The sequence below is a fragment of the Viridibacillus arvi genome (genome assembly GCF_001274945.1).
GTDB classification, from domain to species: Bacteria; Bacillota; Bacilli; order Bacillales_A; family Planococcaceae; genus Viridibacillus; species Viridibacillus arvi.
Genome location: NZ_LILB01000001.1, coordinates 863,985 through 880,740, shown reverse-complemented (window position 1 = coordinate 880,740; position 16,756 = coordinate 863,985). Strand labels below are relative to the sequence as shown.

17 protein-coding genes are annotated in these 16,756 nt (G+C 33.4%); 11 read left to right on the top strand and 6 right to left on the bottom strand.

What is annotated here, in order from left to right; all coding sequences use genetic code 11:
* Nucleotides 1-272: 272 nt before the first annotated feature.
* Nucleotides 273-1,421 (top strand): Ger(x)C family spore germination protein, encoded by a 1,149-nt coding sequence (locus AMD00_RS04145; protein ID WP_053415811.1) that lies wholly within the window; start codon nt 273-275, stop codon nt 1,419-1,421.
* 253 nt (nt 1,422-1,674) lie between these two features.
* Here the strand turns inward: AMD00_RS04145 and AMD00_RS04140 are convergent, their stop codons facing one another.
* The 3 genes from AMD00_RS04140 to AMD00_RS04130 form a co-directional block, all read right to left on the bottom strand.
* Complete coding sequence (locus AMD00_RS04140; RefSeq protein ID WP_053415810.1) at nt 1,675-2,448, bottom strand: CsxC family protein; 774 nt, start codon at nt 2,446-2,448, stop codon at nt 1,675-1,677.
* 185 nt (nt 2,449-2,633) lie between these two features.
* Complete coding sequence (locus AMD00_RS04135) at nt 2,634-3,575, bottom strand: BC_2427 family protein (protein ID WP_053415809.1); 942 nt, start codon at nt 3,573-3,575, stop codon at nt 2,634-2,636.
* A gap of 468 nt (nt 3,576-4,043) precedes the next feature.
* Nucleotides 4,044-4,454, bottom strand: a complete 411-nt coding sequence (locus AMD00_RS04130) for a hypothetical protein (RefSeq protein WP_053415808.1) — start codon at nt 4,452-4,454, stop codon at nt 4,044-4,046.
* Between the two features lie 243 nt (nt 4,455-4,697).
* On the opposite strand from AMD00_RS04130, the gene AMD00_RS04125 reads away from it, so the two are divergent.
* Complete coding sequence (locus tag AMD00_RS04125; RefSeq protein ID WP_053415807.1) at nt 4,698-4,937, top strand: hypothetical protein; 240 nt, start codon at nt 4,698-4,700, stop codon at nt 4,935-4,937.
* Between the two features lie 587 nt (nt 4,938-5,524).
* Complete coding sequence (locus tag AMD00_RS04120) at nt 5,525-6,067, top strand: hypothetical protein (RefSeq protein ID WP_169786308.1); 543 nt, start codon at nt 5,525-5,527, stop codon at nt 6,065-6,067.
* Nucleotides 6,068-6,410: 343 nt separating this feature from the next.
* On the opposite strand, the gene AMD00_RS04115 is transcribed toward AMD00_RS04120, so the two are convergent.
* Nucleotides 6,411-7,325, bottom strand: coding sequence for an EamA family transporter (locus AMD00_RS04115; protein WP_053415805.1), 915 nt, complete (start codon nt 7,323-7,325; stop codon nt 6,411-6,413).
* Nucleotides 7,326-8,067: 742 nt separating this feature from the next.
* Here AMD00_RS04115 and AMD00_RS04110 point away from each other — a divergent pair.
* The 3 genes from AMD00_RS04110 to AMD00_RS04100 all read left to right on the top strand — a co-directional run bounded on the left by AMD00_RS04110 (nt 8,068) and on the right by AMD00_RS04100 (nt 10,916).
* The gene (locus tag AMD00_RS04110; RefSeq protein WP_053415804.1) at nt 8,068-8,943 is read left to right on the top strand and encodes an alpha/beta fold hydrolase; all 876 of its coding nucleotides are present in this window, start codon (nt 8,068-8,070) and stop codon (nt 8,941-8,943) included.
* A 145-nt stretch (nt 8,944-9,088) separates the two neighbouring features.
* Nucleotides 9,089-9,439, top strand: coding sequence for a hypothetical protein (locus AMD00_RS04105; RefSeq protein ID WP_053415803.1), 351 nt, complete (start codon nt 9,089-9,091; stop codon nt 9,437-9,439).
* 310 nt (nt 9,440-9,749) lie between these two features.
* Nucleotides 9,750-10,916 carry an MFS transporter gene (locus tag AMD00_RS04100; protein WP_053415802.1) on the top strand — a complete coding sequence of 389 codons (1,167 nt, stop codon included), beginning with the start codon at nt 9,750-9,752 and terminating at the stop codon, nt 10,914-10,916.
* 112 nt (nt 10,917-11,028) lie between these two features.
* On the opposite strand, the gene AMD00_RS04095 is transcribed toward AMD00_RS04100, so the two are convergent.
* A complete protein-coding gene (locus AMD00_RS04095; protein ID WP_245639435.1) occupies nt 11,029-11,373 on the bottom strand; it encodes a winged helix-turn-helix transcriptional regulator in 345 nt (114 codons plus the stop codon).
* 130 nt (nt 11,374-11,503) lie between these two features.
* Between AMD00_RS04095 and AMD00_RS04090 the strand changes: the two genes are divergently transcribed.
* From AMD00_RS04090 to AMD00_RS04075, 4 genes are all read left to right on the top strand, one after another.
* Nucleotides 11,504-12,133, top strand: a complete 630-nt coding sequence (locus tag AMD00_RS04090; protein WP_053415800.1) for a nitroreductase family protein — start codon at nt 11,504-11,506, stop codon at nt 12,131-12,133.
* Nucleotides 12,134-12,274: 141 nt separating this feature from the next.
* A complete protein-coding gene (locus AMD00_RS04085; RefSeq protein WP_053415799.1) occupies nt 12,275-12,697 on the top strand; it encodes a VOC family protein in 423 nt (140 codons plus the stop codon).
* A gap of 64 nt (nt 12,698-12,761) precedes the next feature.
* Complete coding sequence (locus AMD00_RS04080) at nt 12,762-13,586, top strand: alpha/beta fold hydrolase (protein WP_053415798.1); 825 nt, start codon at nt 12,762-12,764, stop codon at nt 13,584-13,586.
* A 358-nt stretch (nt 13,587-13,944) separates the two neighbouring features.
* Nucleotides 13,945-14,388 (top strand): AraC family transcriptional regulator, encoded by a 444-nt coding sequence (locus AMD00_RS04075; RefSeq protein WP_053415797.1) that lies wholly within the window; start codon nt 13,945-13,947, stop codon nt 14,386-14,388.
* A 224-nt stretch (nt 14,389-14,612) separates the two neighbouring features.
* Here AMD00_RS04075 and AMD00_RS04070 read toward each other — a convergent pair whose 3' ends face one another.
* Nucleotides 14,613-15,464 (bottom strand): lipid II flippase Amj family protein, encoded by an 852-nt coding sequence (locus AMD00_RS04070; protein WP_083446178.1) that lies wholly within the window; start codon nt 15,462-15,464, stop codon nt 14,613-14,615.
* A gap of 197 nt (nt 15,465-15,661) precedes the next feature.
* On the opposite strand from AMD00_RS04070, the gene AMD00_RS04065 reads away from it, so the two are divergent.
* Entirely contained in the window at nt 15,662-16,753 is a 1,092-nt protein-coding gene (locus AMD00_RS04065) for a sensor histidine kinase (RefSeq protein ID WP_053415796.1), read from the top strand.
* Nucleotides 16,754-16,756: the final 3 nt, after the last annotated feature.

The following is a 16,756-nucleotide window of genomic DNA, read 5'->3' as shown; positions in this document are numbered from 1 at the left end:
AAAATCAGAAAATGTACATTATAAATTCCTACTTATAATATTTCTTGTTATTGGTGATAACTAACAAAATGAATATAACTTAATTCTAAGTAAAATAATAATGCGGAAAGTAGTGAGTGGGATGGAATATGCCAAAGAGTCAATAAATTTTAATACACTGAGACAGTCATTTTTGAAGTCTGAAGATGTTTTTTTTCTTTGGTTTACACTCAATTTAAAAAGACAAATTCCTAACTTCATTGATGATACATCACGTCCAAAAGAAGTCAAAAATGAATAAGAGAATATTGATATTAGTTATTGTGCTCACGACTCTCCTAACAGGTTGTTGGGATGTAAAAGCACCCGAAAGAATGTTATATTTTCATGGTATGGGGTTGGATTATAAGGACGGGAAATATGAGGTATATGCTCAAATTATTGATTTTACTACTACTGCAAAAAATGAACAACCCATTACTAATGTTCCGCAGGCTGAAGTAGGGCATGCTTCAGGTAAAACCATTAATGAAGCGGTTTTTAATTTATATCATTCAATGGATGAAATGGTTCTGTGGGGCTTTTTTTCTTATGTTATTTTATCTGAAGAAGTATTGAAAAATGGAAGAGCTAATCAGGTTATCGATGCTTTTATCCGATATAGAGAAACGAGATATCAAATATGGGTTTACGGTACTAAGGATCCTGTAAAAGATATACTTTTGACTACGCCAAATCTCAATAGATCTATAACTTTGTCAAAGTTAGGGAATCCGGAAAATTCATATGAACAAGAATCCTTTATTAAACCAATTAATTTTCGAACTTTGATTATTGGATTAAATGAACCTAGTTATGAAATAGGTATTCCTTTCGTTACAATATCAAAGTGGAAAACAGAAAAAGAAACCAAAAACGAGGTTGAATTATCGGGAGTTGGTGTACTTTCCCCTAAAAGCTTTAAAGGCTTTATCCCAGCAGAAAAGGCAAGTGGTTTACAATGGATGACAAATGATACAAAGAGAGGAGAAGTAACGTCCAAAGTAGGTCCAAACGAAGATGAACACTTTACAGTGGTAGTAGACAAAGTAAAAGTGAAAGTGAAACCAATTGTTAATAAAGATAAAGTGAAGTTTGATGTTCATATAAAATTGGATTTTAATATTAGTGAGTTTAAGGACAAAGTAACAATTGATGAAATTCGAAAGGAAGTAATAAAGGAAGTTGAAAAAGAAGTGAAAGATACCTATGAAGAAGGATTGGAAAATGATATAGACATTTATCGATTATCAGAGCACTTATATCGTAAAAACATAAAGGCGTGGAAAAAGTTTCAGAAGAACGGGAAAGTTGAGTTAAATGAAGACTCGATAAAGTTAAAAGTTGAAATTAATAAAATAAAATCTCAGAGAAAATCATTTAAAGAAACAATCGATAAATAACATATTTGTACTAAAGGCCATTTTTCAGATGAGTTTGTCCATGAGTTCTAATGTGGCAAGAGCCACCCCTCATTTCATCCAATATCGTACATTATGTGTATGTTAGCGTATCGCGAAAGGAAGAATCCCGTAAAACCGCACAAAAAAACGTATGAAAATATACATTTTCATACGTTTTTACATAAAAAATTCAACTTATTATGATTGAGGAGATAATCACATAGTTTCGTTTACATTAAACTGTTTGTACAATTTAACAATCAAGTCCAGTACCAAAAGTTGGTATGATTCTAGTTGCAGCTACACGATGTTGTTGAACTTGTAACACTTTCACAATAACATCCATAACGATTTTTTCACGTAATGTTCCAAACTGACCTTCTGGTGCAACAGTAACTGGAGAGAAGTCAAGTTCAAAGAAATTAGCACCAATTAATTCCCCATATGGTTGTTCGTTGTATGTCACAGAATTTGCGAAGAAGTTTTTGTCCAATCGAGGTACTTCACCATTAGTGTCGTTTAAGAAATACGCTTTTTTACTATCGGAAAGACCAATAACAGGTGGACTTAAGAATTCACCTGCTGTAATTTCAGCGAATCCAGAAAACGGTACTTCAACAATTCGATCTTGTAATACACCTTGACACGCATTAGTAGAATACTCAATATTTTTCCGAATAAACCCTGATACAAATAATTTAGCTCTCGTTACTTCAAAGAAGTTTGAGTCATCAATTTGAACAAATGTTACAGGAACGAGCTTCACTTGATTTAAAAAGGCATTCTTTGTTACACGTTTAATCTCTGTTGCTGGTGGAACAAGTGGAATATCTGATTCTACGACAATTTGCAGCGACCTTTCTACAAGCACAACTGGGACTTTCATAATTGGCGTACTGGGTGTCTCATTATTTACTACTGCATTATCAGCCACCGGAATTTGTTGCGTCGATGGTACTGTGCATGCTGGTTGCAGTGGCTGTGCCTGTTGCTGTTGACTGTTATTACTGTTATTACAATTTTTCATTTCCTCACCTCTATTATTTTTTGAGCTTTTTCAAACTCTAATAATAAAATATGTGGAATAAATAATCTCCAATAGGCTAATAGAATAGTCATTTGATTCATTTACAGCAGGATTTATTTACAAAACATGAATAAAGAAACAAATTATTATCTAACCAGCTGACAAAAATGAGATATTTCTGTAGTTTATTCATCATATAAGGTAGCTTTAATTTTCTGTATTTGTGAAAGATGAACGGTTAAGTTAAGTGCCATTCTTTGGTGAAGTCGATTATTCTTTTGCTTTTGTTGCGACGCATTTTCATTGTGATTTGTATTAGCTGAATACCTGAAGTTTTGGAAAACTTTTCCTTCTAATTTTATTTTTCCTTTGGATACCGTGTATGTCCCATTATCTAATGATTTGCCAGATTGATTAGGAATAAATTTAAAATTTCTTAATTCAACATTTTTAGAGATTTCTTTAAAACCAAGAACTTCCTGTTCAAAGAAAACTTGATTGCTCATATTTATTTCAATTTCATACTCTCCTACTACTACAGGGACTCTCACTTCTATATGATTATGTGTACATTCTGGCTTACCCTTCTTTTTTTGTGAATGCATATGGATTGGATTAGCAATCGTTTCATATATGCTATTCTCTTCATATTGCATTTCATTTTCAGAAGTAAAACTAATAATTTCATCAATTGTTGAACGGACTAACCTATATTGAATTGGATCAGGATAAGATAACTCTGTATGAATAAACTGTGAATTGCTCACTGATTGTTGTGTCTGATTATCGTCTTCGAGGAATAGTGCAGATTGTTGAATAATATTACCCGAAATAGGTAGACTAAGAAAATCATCAATTTCAACAAATATAGTAAATGGAATAATATTCTCTTTTGAATAGATATTTCCCAAATTAGAAGGTGGAATTACATTACATTCTTCTTTATCTTCTATTCTCGTTTTTTTTATTCCCTGTTCTTCGATATCTTTCACAGATTCTGTAAGAGATTTGGTATGTACTGTGTCATTATTTTGAAGTCGATATAATTCCTGGTCGATTAGATTCTTATTATTATTCTGTTGCTGAGATTGAATCCGCTTTAATTCGAAAAATAATGGAGTATTCATTCCATCCACTCCCATAAAAATAGATTTGCTTTTATCTATTTATTTATGCTTCTTGGCTTTTTTGGTTCCAGGTGACGAAGATCGTCTTCAATTTAGCAATTGATTTTGGTGAATGGAACAACAAAAAGCCTGATTCCTCAATTTAAGTTCTGAAAAATCAAGCTTTTCATCTTAGTGAAGAGTCTCTTTTTTACGAATATTATTTTCTAAACAATCTTGCTAACAAAGAAGGTTTTTTTGTTGATTTTGTTCTTCTAACGATTCTATTTTTGCAGTGAGCTTTTTAATTTCATTCATAAGTTCGTTCATTTGTTCATTACCTTCGTTATCCGATTCAATAGCCTTTAAAGTAGCATCTTGCTTTCTAACCCTACTAATCGCTCATTTAGCTCCTTATTTTCAGCTCGCATCGCTACCATCTCATTCATGTAGCGCTGATATTCGGTATTATGTTTGTAAATTCTTAAGTCACCAATTTAAAATGATCGTTAGTCCACAACAACCATTTTCAGTCAAATTAATTCGAATACTGTCTGGTGTATATTTAGAATCGAATTTAATGGTGATTCCTGTTGATGCAATTAATTTGTCGACTTCTGTTTTATTTGAAAGTTGAGCAGCGTCTATTAGATCATGTGCAAATTGCTCTGAAACTGAAATCTTATCTACAAGCAGATGAGCTTGTTGCATAAGGTTCTGTATCTCTTTTGCTGAAGTCTTAAACTTATGTGTATTTACAGGTGGAAATGTGCTGGAGTTTGTTGGGTTCGTTGGCATTGCTAATTGCCTAGAGATTTGAGTAGGTGAAGAATGATTTGCCATGACCCATTGTGGATAGTGATTTGCATAAAGAACATATGGATAAGGACTGTAATACAATTGGATTCCTCCTAACTAAAAGTGTATATCTTATCTTATGAATTAAATTGACGTAAGGTGTAAGAGGTGTAATTTCATCCGAATCAGAATTCAAATTTTCTTAGGCAATTCAGTTCAATAATTTTTTCTAATGGAGTTGTTTGGAATCTATCAAAGGCTGGCTTTCTTTTTTATTGCAGTATAAAGTGTACAAAGAAAAACAAACTAATACAGTAATAATTAAATGAATGAGGAGGTCAAAAAATGGCAGAACAACATTTTCCAAAGTCTAATAACAAATCGAATAGTGCGGCAAGCGTACAAAGCATGATTGAAAATACGGAAAAAAATATTCGTGAAGCAGAAATCAGTATGGAATTTGCTAGTGGAGAAGAACTTGAAAATCTCCAAGAAAAAAATCAACGTCGTAACAAAGAATTATATGTAAAGAAAAAGGAAATGCAAGACAAAGTTGAAGCAGAAGAAAGAAAAAATCAGTTTTAAATAGGAGAATGGAGGCTGAGATAATAGTATTTTATATACATTCATCTCAGCTTTTCTTTTACTCAGATTGTTGTAATAATTATACTTGATAGGCTAGATTTACTTGAAAAACGTGGGGAGAATCCCCATACAAATTCTTTCTTTAACCAAATGAGGTAACGAAATCATAATCAAATCATTTGAGGCTAGTGAAACTTTTTGTAAATGGAAAGTTTCACTAGCCATTTTATATATATACTTTTTGAATGCAATTGAATAATTGTTGAAAGAAGGCCAATCACTATCGTTATATTGGAATATCGGAGTTGTTAACTATTTTTTTATACCTTTACAATATTTGTATATACTAATTCGATTTTATTAGATAGAATTATCTGAATAGATACTTTTTTATTTAGGTTAATAAAATACGTTTTAAAAGTAATTCCAAATAAATTTATTAGTTTGTTTAAATCTAAAACGTTCTCAGATGATTCGAGAATGAAGAAAACGGGTAAAGGTAGAAGAAGAGTAAATATGATTGAGATACATTTTGTTCAATACAAAGTTTGATGGCAAATAAATACTTACATAAGTTATTGGTGTAAATGAAACAAGCTTTTCATATATGGAAAATTATAAATGAGGTGGTAATATTGCTTGATATAGATTTAGGTGTAATCAGAAAAATGAAAGTTAGTTTTTATCCTTTTGAAAGTACAAAGAAAATTGGTGAAGTAAGTGAAATCGATGAGAAATACTATTTGATTATAGGTATTGAGTGTTTTGAGATTACGCAAGAAAAAATGATTGAGATAGTTTATATAGTGCAAGATCTTACTAAAAATCAATTTATACCACATGATACTGAGTTTGAAAAATCTAGGGCTAGAGATGAAATAGAGGTAAGTATTCAGTGTAAGTTTGATGATTCGCGTATATGCGATTTTAAGTTAGGGAATATACTACCTGTAACTATTAAACAAAATAGATACTTTTATAGATTGGTAGAATATACGTGTGTAGATGTTATAGAATCGAATATTAGATTAAGTGCTATAATGCGTCCTATTGTTCCAGTGAATTATAAAGATGCTAAAGAGATATTTAGAAAAGAACGTATGAGGAAAATGAAATTTGAAGTTTATTAAAAGATGAGTAAAATACATAAAATGCATTAGTCTTATAAACTATTCTTTGAGTTTAATATATATAGGAGAAGGATTAGAGGTGGCTATATGAAAAAGGTTGGTTTAGCTAATAGTACTGATGATTTGATTGAACTAGTACAGTGACCAGAGTATTTTTGGAATTACATATGAGGCATTATGTTAAATTGTTTCTGTTGAGAAACTGAAACCATAATAAGTAGTATTATGAAATATTTTATATCAAATAAAAAGAATCCGTTTTGAAAAGGTTTGTTCAAAATGGATTCTTTTTTGAAAACATCAAAAGTTGATTTTAGTTAGTGGAACTTCATAGTTACCTAGCCTAAAGTTCTGTAGTTTCTTCACGAAAACGGATTTGTTTCTTCTCTTTTTGTACTTTTAATATTTGAGGTATGAAAATTCCTGATAAAATACAAATGATTCCAATCCATTGTAAAGGCGATACGACTTCATGAACAAGTGTAATAGAAGCGATAACTGCTGTTGGGAGTTCGACAGCTCCTAAAATTGTACCAAGGCCTGTCCCTACTTTTGGTACACCAATGGAAAAACATATAACTGGTATAACAACACCAAAGAAACCTAGGATTAAAGCATATTTCCATAATCCAGCCTGCAGTGTACCATCAGTCAAGTATGTCGGGGGAAATATTAAGCAAACAAAGAGTGTTGCACTCGTTGTCATAAGAAAGCTTTTCGAATAGATTGGTACTTCAGTAGAAACACGTCCACTTGCAAATATATATAAGGAAAAAGTTATAGCTGCTAGTAAACCAAAGATGATTCCTTTTATAGATAATTGCTGTCCTAATCCATCAAATACACCACCAGCAAACACCGTTCCTACAAATAAAATGAGAATGGACAATACCTTCTCACGACTTGGAAAAGTTTTATTGGCAATTGCTTCAATTAGAACACCCATCCAAGTGAATTGAAATAACAACACAATAGCAATGGATGCAGGTAATTCTTTTACAGAAAGTCCGTAAAAAATACTTGTTAAACTCATTGTTGTCCCAACTGCTAACAACGATAATATATTTTTTGAGGATACTTTATGACGAGAAAAGGTAATAACAAGTAATAATAGTCCAAACCAGCCAAATATATATTGTCCACCTAAAAGTTCAGGAAATGAAAATCCATTTAAAAATCCAATTTTAAGAATGGAAGATAGGACTCCATAGCTACAGGCTCCTAATAAAACTACTAAAGAAAACTTCAATTTATTCAAAAAATCCCTCCAAAAAATAAAAAATCCCGTCGTCTATAAATAGACGACGGGCGAATGAAACAGAGTTAAAACTCTACAAAATTCCGCCACTCACGAATTCTTGTGAGTTTGCGTATCAAATTAAGAAAATTGTAAACAAAACTATTCTGGGTGTCAACAACTATTTTGCATGAGAAAATAGGGAGAAGTTAATTGGCACTAGTTTATGTTACATTCTACTAAATAAGAAGAGTTGAAATTTTTTATTTTATCCTTGATAGGCTTTTAGGAGAGTATTTTTTAATAGTTTGGTTTATTATCATCTGTCTTGAATCACTTTATAATGATGAATGGTTACGTTGTACAGTGTACTCTTATTCAAATAGGGTCTACTCGATATGATTTCAACAGCTATTATCATGCAATTTCCTTATCGGTTTTAGAAAAAACTCAAATTACGATACTCTCCTAAGATATTCTTGGAGGGTATTTTATATTTTACTCAAAACAACAAGATGGGGGAGGGCTATCACTGAAGACAGACCGATTACGGTGAGCCCTATCATATTGGTTGTTGGGGTCGTGGTTAAACAATTGCCTTTTCTACAAAATTGTTATTTTCACAGTTTGGAATCAGTATCCTTATTTCAGTTCCTCCATCGTTACCTATTGCGGGTTTTTTAGGCGAATAGATTGTGGGAACCTCTCAAAAGTATTGGGCATAAGCTGATAATATATGTCGATTTGAAAGGATGTTATGTACATGTTTCCTTATCTTCAAAAAAATCATCAATACCCTTGTCTAGATTATAGGTTTATGCCCCGCGGATATTATTGCCCCCCTTGTTATGAAGGATGGTGGCCCTGCAATGAATCGGATGAAAGATACTTTTTACCTGCACAGCAACGGCTTACTTTCGTGCTTGTGCATGGTTCTTGGGCTGACGCTCACTTCTGGGACGGCGTAGCGGCTGTGCTGCGCAGTCGAGGGCATGCCGTATATACGCCGGAATACGCAGGTCACGGTAAAGATCCGAACAAAAATGTCACACATGCGATGATTACGAAGTCCGTCGTTGATTTTATAACGAAACTGAACCTACGCAACTTTGTTCTAGTCGGGCACAGCTTCGGGGGAACTGTCATACAAAAGGTTGCAGAACAGGTGCCGGACCGCATAAAGCGCCTTGTCTTCTGGGACGCGTTCGTACTGAAAGACGGCGAATCGGTTGTCGACGAGTTCCCGGCTCAAATGAGGCAAAGTTTCGAGCAGCTCCGAGCTAGCTCGATGGACGATACGATTATGCTTCCATTTCCACTGTTTCGAGATTTTTTCGTCAATACGGCCACTTTGGACGAAGCCAAACAGATGTATTTAAGCGTCACTCCTGAACCGGCTAAGCCGCTTTTCGAGAAGTTGGATCTTAAAGCATTCTATGCGTTGTCTATGCCTAAAAGCTATCTCTATTTCTACCAAGACAACGCATTACCACAAGGAGAGGGCTTCGGCTGGCATCCGCATATGTCCATACGGCTTGGCCAGTCTCGTTTAATCGTCGGAGACGGTGACCACTTTACTGATTCGCGAACAAGACCGGTTATGCTGGCGCAGAAGATTTACGAGGCGGGCAGGGACTGACCTGTGGTAAAATCATTTATTGTATGACCAAAGCAAGAACGAGTAGAAATTTTCCGACATTTGGGACTTGTATAATAAAGGTATGAATATTTCAATATTCGTTAGTGTAGAAAAGAGCAGTTTAATTATTTTTTAGGAGACAAAAATGTTTAAGACTATTAGTTGGCGTATGTATATTAAAGCAAAATCGAAAGAAAAGGCTCAAAAGGTCATCAATCGAGTAAAACAAGAAATTGGGGATATTGAAGTGGTATCACTACAACCTTATTGGAAAGATAAAACGTTGTTTGAGTTAAATTGCGAGACCTCTCTTATGATCGAAGAACCAGCAAAATCAGTGTTTGAGGTTCTACAATTGTCTAATCAAATAGGCAACGATATAAATGTCATTGGACCAACTATATATGAAATTAATCGTGTAGTATTTGAAGGTGTTTGTTCATCTCCTAATGTAGTAGGAATTCATTGGTTCCATTTTCGAATAGCTAATTTTTAACGATTTGCTTTCCAAATTAGAAACACAGAAACCATCTATTAAGTAACTGATAGATGGTTTCTGTGTTTCTATATACATAATTAAACTGTTTTATTATCGCTACATTTATGTAAAGTGACGATAGAGTTGTTAAAAAAAGTAATTTGTTTATAATGTTAAAGTTTGATATACTTTAAAAATTATCTTTGTCCAAATATTATTAAATAAAGAAGGTGAATCAATTGACTAAAAACCTTAGACAATTGAAAAACGTTTCAGTGATCCTAACGCTTCTAACTTAGAGAATAATTTAGAAGCGAGGAATAGTTATATGAACAATCAAAGAATTTTTAGTAAACCATTTATTTTCTTATTTATTAGCAACTTTTTAGTTTTTATAGGGTTTGATATGTTGCTCCCTATTTTGCCAGCCTATTTGTTAAGTATAAATGCATCTACCATTCAAGTAGGTCTAGTGACAACATTATTTACGATAGGTGCAGTTCTAATCAGACCTTTTGTAGGGTACTATTTAATCGATAACCAACGAAAAAGTCTAGCCATTGGTGCAAGTGCAGCTTTAATGATTATTACAATGCTGTATCCATTTCTTAATTTTGTATGGCTTTTTCTATTGTTGCGCATTTTCCATGGTGCAGCGTGGGGAGTATCAACCACAGCCAATAGTACAATGGTAGTCGATTTAATCCCTAAGTCACGGTTAGGAGAAGGAATGGGGTATTTTTCTATCTCTACAACGGTCGGGGCTATCATTTCACCGAGTATTGGTATCCTTATATATGAGTCGTTTTCCTTCGATGTTTTAATTTGGTCCTCCGTAATACTTAGTTTATTGGCAGTAATAGCGCTTCAATTTGTAAAAGCACCTCGTACAACTGTAAAGCGTGAGAAGCAACCATTTCGATTTTTGGATATGATTTTTGAGAGAGAAGTGTGGTTTCCAGCGTTACTGACAGTTATTACAACACTTGGTTTTGGAGCGGTTATTACATTCTTAGTTCTTTTTGGGAAGCAAAAGGGGATAGATCATATTTTTCTATTCTTCCTTATCAATGCAACTGTAGCAACTTTAATACGTCCATTTACTGGGAAATGGTATGACAAAAAAGGACCGTGGTCTATCATCATTGTGTCAGCTATGTTAGGGTTTTTATCACTTGTTATGCTGTCTTATGCATCAAATGATATTGGTCTAATAATAGCAGCGATTTTATTTGGAGCAGGTTATGGAACGGTTATGCCATGTTTACAAACATGGACGGTTCAAAAGGTAAGTGAAGAAAAAAGCGGCACAGCAAACGCAACCTTCTTTTCTAGTTTTGACGTTGGTGTTGGAGTTAGCGCATTTGTATTAGGTATTTTAGCTGAATGGATTAGTTTAGAAATGATATTCCGGATTGTTAGTCTAAGTTTTATTGTTGTAGCTGTTTTAGTCTATAAAGATTATTTAAATGAGAAAAAGTTAAAAAATATATAAATCGAACTAAAACAAATGCAACTCTTAGTTGTAATAAACAAAAGCCATCCATCTAGTCTTAACTTAGATGAATGGCTTTTTTCGTACTTTTTGATAATAAGAAATGCTATAACTATTTTGATTCATTCGTTTGCTTTTCAAAATCACATAGATCAATCCATTTCTGAATAGATAAAATGACGTCATTAAATGCCAAACCGTTTGGTGTTAACTCATATTCTACTTTTTTAATGGAAGAGTCAATTAGCTTTTTATTGATTAAGCCAGCATCTACTAATTCATTTAAGCGTTCTGTTAGTAAGCGGTCAGAAATTCCAGGAATTAAAGTGTGAATTTCATGATAACGTTTAGGACCTGATAACAGAGAATAAATAATCATTCCCATCCAGCGCTTTCCGATAAATTCGATTGCTTGATGGTAGCTACTACATTTATGTGTACAATTCGGTTGAGTCATAATACAACCTCCCGCATGTGAATGCATTTTCCTCTATTGTAACATATAAAACTTTTTTATTGACGTATAAACTTACTAATGGTAAGATTTATTTATCAACTTACATTAAGTAAGTTTAGGAGGAAATATAATGACAACTACAACAGAAAAAAACTTATATACAATCATGGAAGACAGAAAATCAGTTCGTAAATACGATCCTACTTTTAAAATGACTCAAGCACAACTTGAAGAGATCATCAAAGAAGCAACTAGTGCACCATCTTCAAGTAACCTACAACCATGGAGATTCCTTGTTATTCAAGATGAAGAGACGAAAAAAGAACTTCGCGCAATTGGTAACAACCAAGAACAAATTGAAACATCTTCAGCAGTTATTGCCGTTTTAGGTGATGCTGAAATGTACAAAAACGTAGAAAAAATCTACACACAAAATGTAGAAGAAGGCCATATGGGTGAAGAACAAAAGAACATCACAGTCAACAATACAATGCGTATGTACCCAGCAGCACCATTAGAAGTAAGACAAGGTATCGCATCTTTTGATGCAGGTCTAATTTCAATGCAATTGATGCTGATCGCAAAAGAAAAAGGTTTCGATACAGTAACAATGGGCGGATTTGATAAAGTGAAATTTGCAGAGCGATTTGAATTACCTGAAAATGAATTCCCAATCGTATTAATCGCTATCGGTAAAGCAGCAGCACCAGCATTCGGTTCATCTCGTTTACCATTAGAAGATATTGCTCGTTTTATCTAAATAACATTGCAAGTTAAAGATTCAGCAGAAACTAATTTGTTTCTGCTGTTTTTTTGTGGATTTTTATAAAAATTGGACAAAAGAGGAAAATGTCTTTATTAATAGAATTATATAGAGTACAAATGGAAGGGAGTTTGGATAATGAACAATAAATTATTGCGGGTTGGAACTACTTATATTCCAGTAGCTAATGTAGACATTTCTGCAAAGTGGTATGTAAATAATTTAGGTGCTGTACTGAGCTATCAAGATGAAGAGAAGGTGATTCTTAATCTAGCAGATCAAAGCTTTTTCTTAGTGAAGGCTGCAGAAAATCAAAATTCGAATTTCACCGATAGTAACGGTAATGAACGTTTTTCGATGACATTTGAGGTGGATGGGCTCGATGCATTAGAGGAATTACATAATTTCTTTAAGGGAAGAGAAATGCATGTTGGGAATATTGAAAATAGAGGTCATGTTGGAAGAAACTTCGTTTTCGCTGATTTAGATGGAAATAAATTTGATGTGTGGAGTGAATTGAGTCCAAATTTTAAAGAAGTCCAAAATTTGATTAGTAAATAGGAAAAGCGCTTATTCATCAAGCGTAGTTAGTGAAAATCTGACATAAATAGAGGTAGGGGACACAATGCTACAATATTATTCAACCGTAAGTGGAAAAGGTAATAAGGTTGCTATTTTTCTCCCTGGTACCGGATGGTCTGGAAGTATGGGGATGCCTATAGCGGATGCATTACAAAAGGAGTTAACTACACATATGATTGATCTACCTGGTATAGGGAAGAGCTCTGGGATTGAAGGTGTAGTGACAGAAAGGAATATGGCTGACTGGCTTCATGGTTACATCGAAAAGAATCAATTGGATAAAGTTTCTATCATCGGCCACTCATTAGGTGGGATTATTGGTTTAGCATATGCATTCTATTATCCAAAGAAAGTAGATAAACTGATTCTTTTAGATATCGGATATGATAGGGTTAATCGTTTCCCTGTTAAAATGTTCGGTAAAACTGGCTACTTCTTACCTATCATAAGTATTTGCCATAAATTATTTGGACAAGGTTTACTAGGGAAAGAATTAGACGATGAGCAAGTATCAAAGCCAAAAACAGAGGAAGAAATTAAGAAAGTTATTGAAAAGTTTAAATTTGAAGATAGTCCTTTTATTAGAGATGCCATTGAAAACCAACGATCAAGTAATTTATCTGGTATTAGTTTGTTGTTAGCGGCTTATAGGAGCAATCCACCTAAAATCTTAAACACAATTCAAATGCCTTGTTTGCTTCTTTACGGAAATCGAGAAAATAGTCCAGCAGCTGCGCAACGAAAAGTAAAGAAGGAAGTGGAAGGAATAAAATCAAATCAAGTAAAAATTCAGATGTTAAAGGGTGATCATTATGCCCATGTACAGGATAAAAAAGCGATAGAGTATATTAGTACGTTTTTGGCTTAATAGAGACATTGTAAGGAAATCTTTAAAAGCCAAAAACTTAGTGGTAAAATAAATAGAATTAGAAAAAATCAGACCTTTTATCTTCAAATTTGAAGATAAAAGGTCTGATTTTTTTGAGTTGGTTTGGTATTGTACAAGTGAATACGGTAATGGCTGTTTTCTAAAAGAATGTTGCTGTTAAAACCTAAAGGCAGAGTTAATCTGCAAAATCTGTAGAAACAGCTCTGTTTTTTGTTTTGAAAATCCGTAAATAAGGAAAATTGTTACTTTTAAACAAATGAAGTGTATATATTTTTTAAGCATGTTACATTCGAAATGTACCAAAGATAATCTAAATGAAGAAAGGAAGATAGTAACTATGAATTTTAAAGTTGAAACACTCCCTAACTATCGATTAGCTTATGTGAGACGTGTTGGTCCGTATGGTTCTGCAAATATTGAAGTAATGGAGAAGTTAAAAAAGTGGGCAAGAGAGAAAAATCTTTCGTCAATTATTCTTGCAATTCAACAAGATAACCCTGAGACAACACTTCCTGATGACTGTAGATTTGATGCTTGTATTGTGATTTCAGAGGATTATCGAATCGAGGATTCAATTTGCGAAGGTAAACTTGCTGGTGGAAAGTACCTTGCTTACGAAGTAAAACATACAGCCGAAGACATTCGAGAAGCATATGCTAACATTTTTATTGATTTACAAATGAATGGATATCAAATTGATAACAAACCCATTTTGGAAAGATACACCGAGGAGATGGTAAACAACCATTATTGCGAAATATGTGTACCGATAAAAGCTTAATAAGTTTGATTAGCTTACTTTACTTGATTTTTACTCCAGTAAGACACTGCAAATTTATTGGCTATGTTTAAGGCTATTATTGAAATTCCTTAAAACAATAAGCATATTCGAGTTGTACATTGAATACGCTTATTGTTTCTAGTGGCGATTGATTAATAAACGCCCCCTAAGGATAATTTCCAAGTCCGATAAAACTTCGTAGTATAAAACAAGTCATTACAAGTTTAAACAATAAATTTCGTAAACCAAGCTACATAATGAGCTCCTGGAATGAAAAAGATTTGTGCTAACAATGTCCCGAATAATCGGGAAGTCATCATCATGATTGACATACCTTTAAGATTTGAATAACTGCCTCTTTGATTTATGACATCATCGGCAAGAATTGATATTTTTGGGTCAATAAAGATGATAAGCAATATAGTCGCAACCCCGTTTATAAGACCTGAGGCCATAATTGCTGTTGCTTTTCTTTCTGGAGCGATCAAACCGGCGTACAGAGCAGATAATACGCCAATTGTGTAGATTGCAGTAATCACCATATTGATGATAAATAATTTTACTGGGATATCTTTTAATTTTATATCCTTTACATAAGAAAGTTTCGGTAAGTGGATATGCTTTAGTCCGCGCTTTATGTATGCAAATGTGAATCCTTTTTTAATTAGCGACGGAATGGAGCCTCTTTCTTCGGCTAAATGAATAATTGCTCTAGAAAAAATGGCGATAAAAGTTGGGAGCAATAGAATCCCGATGATAGTCCCTATTGTTGAAGAGGCAATAATGATCCTAAATTGACTTTCGACAAATTCTAGTGTGTTTTCTTTTGGTGCTTTATCAATTAGACTTCCAGTAAAAGGTTGCTGCATCATATTAGCAAGCCTCGAAACCATGACCATCAAGTTAAATAAGGATAAAGCAGAAGCAAGTAGTTTAACTCTTGCACCCGATAATCGAACAGCGTATGCAAGTGTTTCGATACAATGGATAATCAGGATAAACAGTGCAATGAATATTAATTTCTCAGTAAATAGTTCTGAAATAAAATCACCTTCTCTTAGATGATATATTAGCATAACCAAACGATAAAAACTGATTTTAGACATAGGCAATGAATAGATATTTTTATTGCTACTATATTTTGTTATTATTACAAGTAACAGACTAACAAGTTTGGAACGGAAAATACTTCTTTCTTTATTGCTACACTCAAGACTTAACTATAGAGGTAATTAATAGAGTGAAATACTAATAATAAAAGTGAGGTGTAACAGTGCATGTATTGATAATTCGTTATATTGCATTACTCTTTACGATTGGCTTATTTTTAATACATATCATCTTGAATGGTGGGTCCGTCACAAATGCATTCATTATAGCTACAGCTACCTTGTGCTTATATTTTACAATTCCACTTAGTAAAATACCTATCATTAATTATCTCACCATGGTGTTGTTAATTCCGATAGGAGTGGCACTTTCAATTGATGTTGTTTATATATTGCCTCTGCATGCTTTTTTTATAATGGAGGGCGCATTTCAACTAAAACATCGTGAACACGCAATATACATAAGTTCACTTGTTTTCGTTTGTACAGCAATTACTTTATTAAAATTCATTCCTTTTTTAAGTTTAGTGTTATTTATTTCGATTTGTATAAGTTCTTACTTTGTAAGTCGATTTTTTTGGGGTGTGAAAGAAAAAGGTGATCTTTATACAGGATTGCTTGGGGAATATCGAACGTTAAAGCGCTCTTTTGTAGAGCAAGAACAATTAGCTCGAGCAGAAGAACGCACTAAAATGGCGAGAGATATCCATGATTCAGTGGGACATAAGTTAACAGCTTTGTTAATGCAATTAGAGGTTCTATCCATTGAGAATAATTTGAAAGGCATCAATGACATAAAAGAATTGGCTAGAGATAGTTTAGATGAAACGAGAAATGCAGTGCGACAGCTGAAAACGACTGAAGTAAGCGGTATTCAATCTGTTATTCATTTAATACGAAAGCTTGAAATGGAAAGTCACTTACAAATTCGCTTTACGTTTGAAAAAGGTGTGTTATCTTTACCGATTTCTAATAAACAAAGTATTGTTCTCTATCGCGTACTCCAGGAAAGCTTGACGAATGCGATGAAATATAGTGATTCAAAAGAAGTAGAAGTAATTTTAAGACAAAATTCATTACAACAGGTTCATTTTATAGTGAAAAATAAAGTGTTGAAACTAAAGGCTTTTGAATTCGGTTTCGGACTCACGAATATGATGGGTAGAGTAGAAGAAATCGGAGGAGAACTTCGTGTCAATCGGACCGAAGATCATTTTATCGTTGAAGGCACATTTCCAATAAAAGAGAGGGAATAGAGA

Excerpts from the sequence above, each read along its gene's own strand:
- AMD00_RS04110 (WP_053415804.1), top strand. The coding sequence starts at position 8,068 with ATGTTTCCTTATCTTCAAAAAAATCATCAATACCCTTGTCTAGATTAT.
- AMD00_RS04100 (WP_053415802.1), top strand. The coding sequence starts at position 9,750 with ATGAACAATCAAAGAATTTTTAGTAAACCATTTATTTTCTTATTTATT.
- AMD00_RS04080 (WP_053415798.1), top strand. The coding sequence starts at position 12,762 with ATGCTACAATATTATTCAACCGTAAGTGGAAAAGGTAATAAGGTTGCT.
- AMD00_RS04125 (WP_053415807.1), top strand. The coding sequence starts at position 4,698 with ATGGCAGAACAACATTTTCCAAAGTCTAATAACAAATCGAATAGTGCG.
- AMD00_RS04145 (WP_053415811.1), top strand. The coding sequence starts at position 273 with ATGAATAAGAGAATATTGATATTAGTTATTGTGCTCACGACTCTCCTA.
- AMD00_RS04070 (WP_083446178.1), bottom strand. The coding sequence starts at position 15,464 with ATGCTAATATATCATCTAAGAGAAGGTGATTTTATTTCAGAACTATTT.
- AMD00_RS04095 (WP_245639435.1), bottom strand. The coding sequence starts at position 11,373 with ATGACTCAACCGAATTGTACACATAAATGTAGTAGCTACCATCAAGCA.
- AMD00_RS04140 (WP_053415810.1), bottom strand. The coding sequence starts at position 2,448 with ATGAAAAATTGTAATAACAGTAATAACAGTCAACAGCAACAGGCACAG.
- AMD00_RS04135 (WP_053415809.1), bottom strand. The coding sequence starts at position 3,575 with ATGAATACTCCATTATTTTTCGAATTAAAGCGGATTCAATCTCAGCAA.
- AMD00_RS04085 (WP_053415799.1), top strand. The coding sequence starts at position 12,275 with ATGAACAATAAATTATTGCGGGTTGGAACTACTTATATTCCAGTAGCT.
- AMD00_RS04105 (WP_053415803.1), top strand. The coding sequence starts at position 9,089 with ATGTTTAAGACTATTAGTTGGCGTATGTATATTAAAGCAAAATCGAAA.
- AMD00_RS04075 (WP_053415797.1), top strand. The coding sequence starts at position 13,945 with ATGAATTTTAAAGTTGAAACACTCCCTAACTATCGATTAGCTTATGTG.
- AMD00_RS04090 (WP_053415800.1), top strand. The coding sequence starts at position 11,504 with ATGACAACTACAACAGAAAAAAACTTATATACAATCATGGAAGACAGA.
- AMD00_RS04120 (WP_169786308.1), top strand. The coding sequence starts at position 5,525 with ATGAAACAAGCTTTTCATATATGGAAAATTATAAATGAGGTGGTAATA.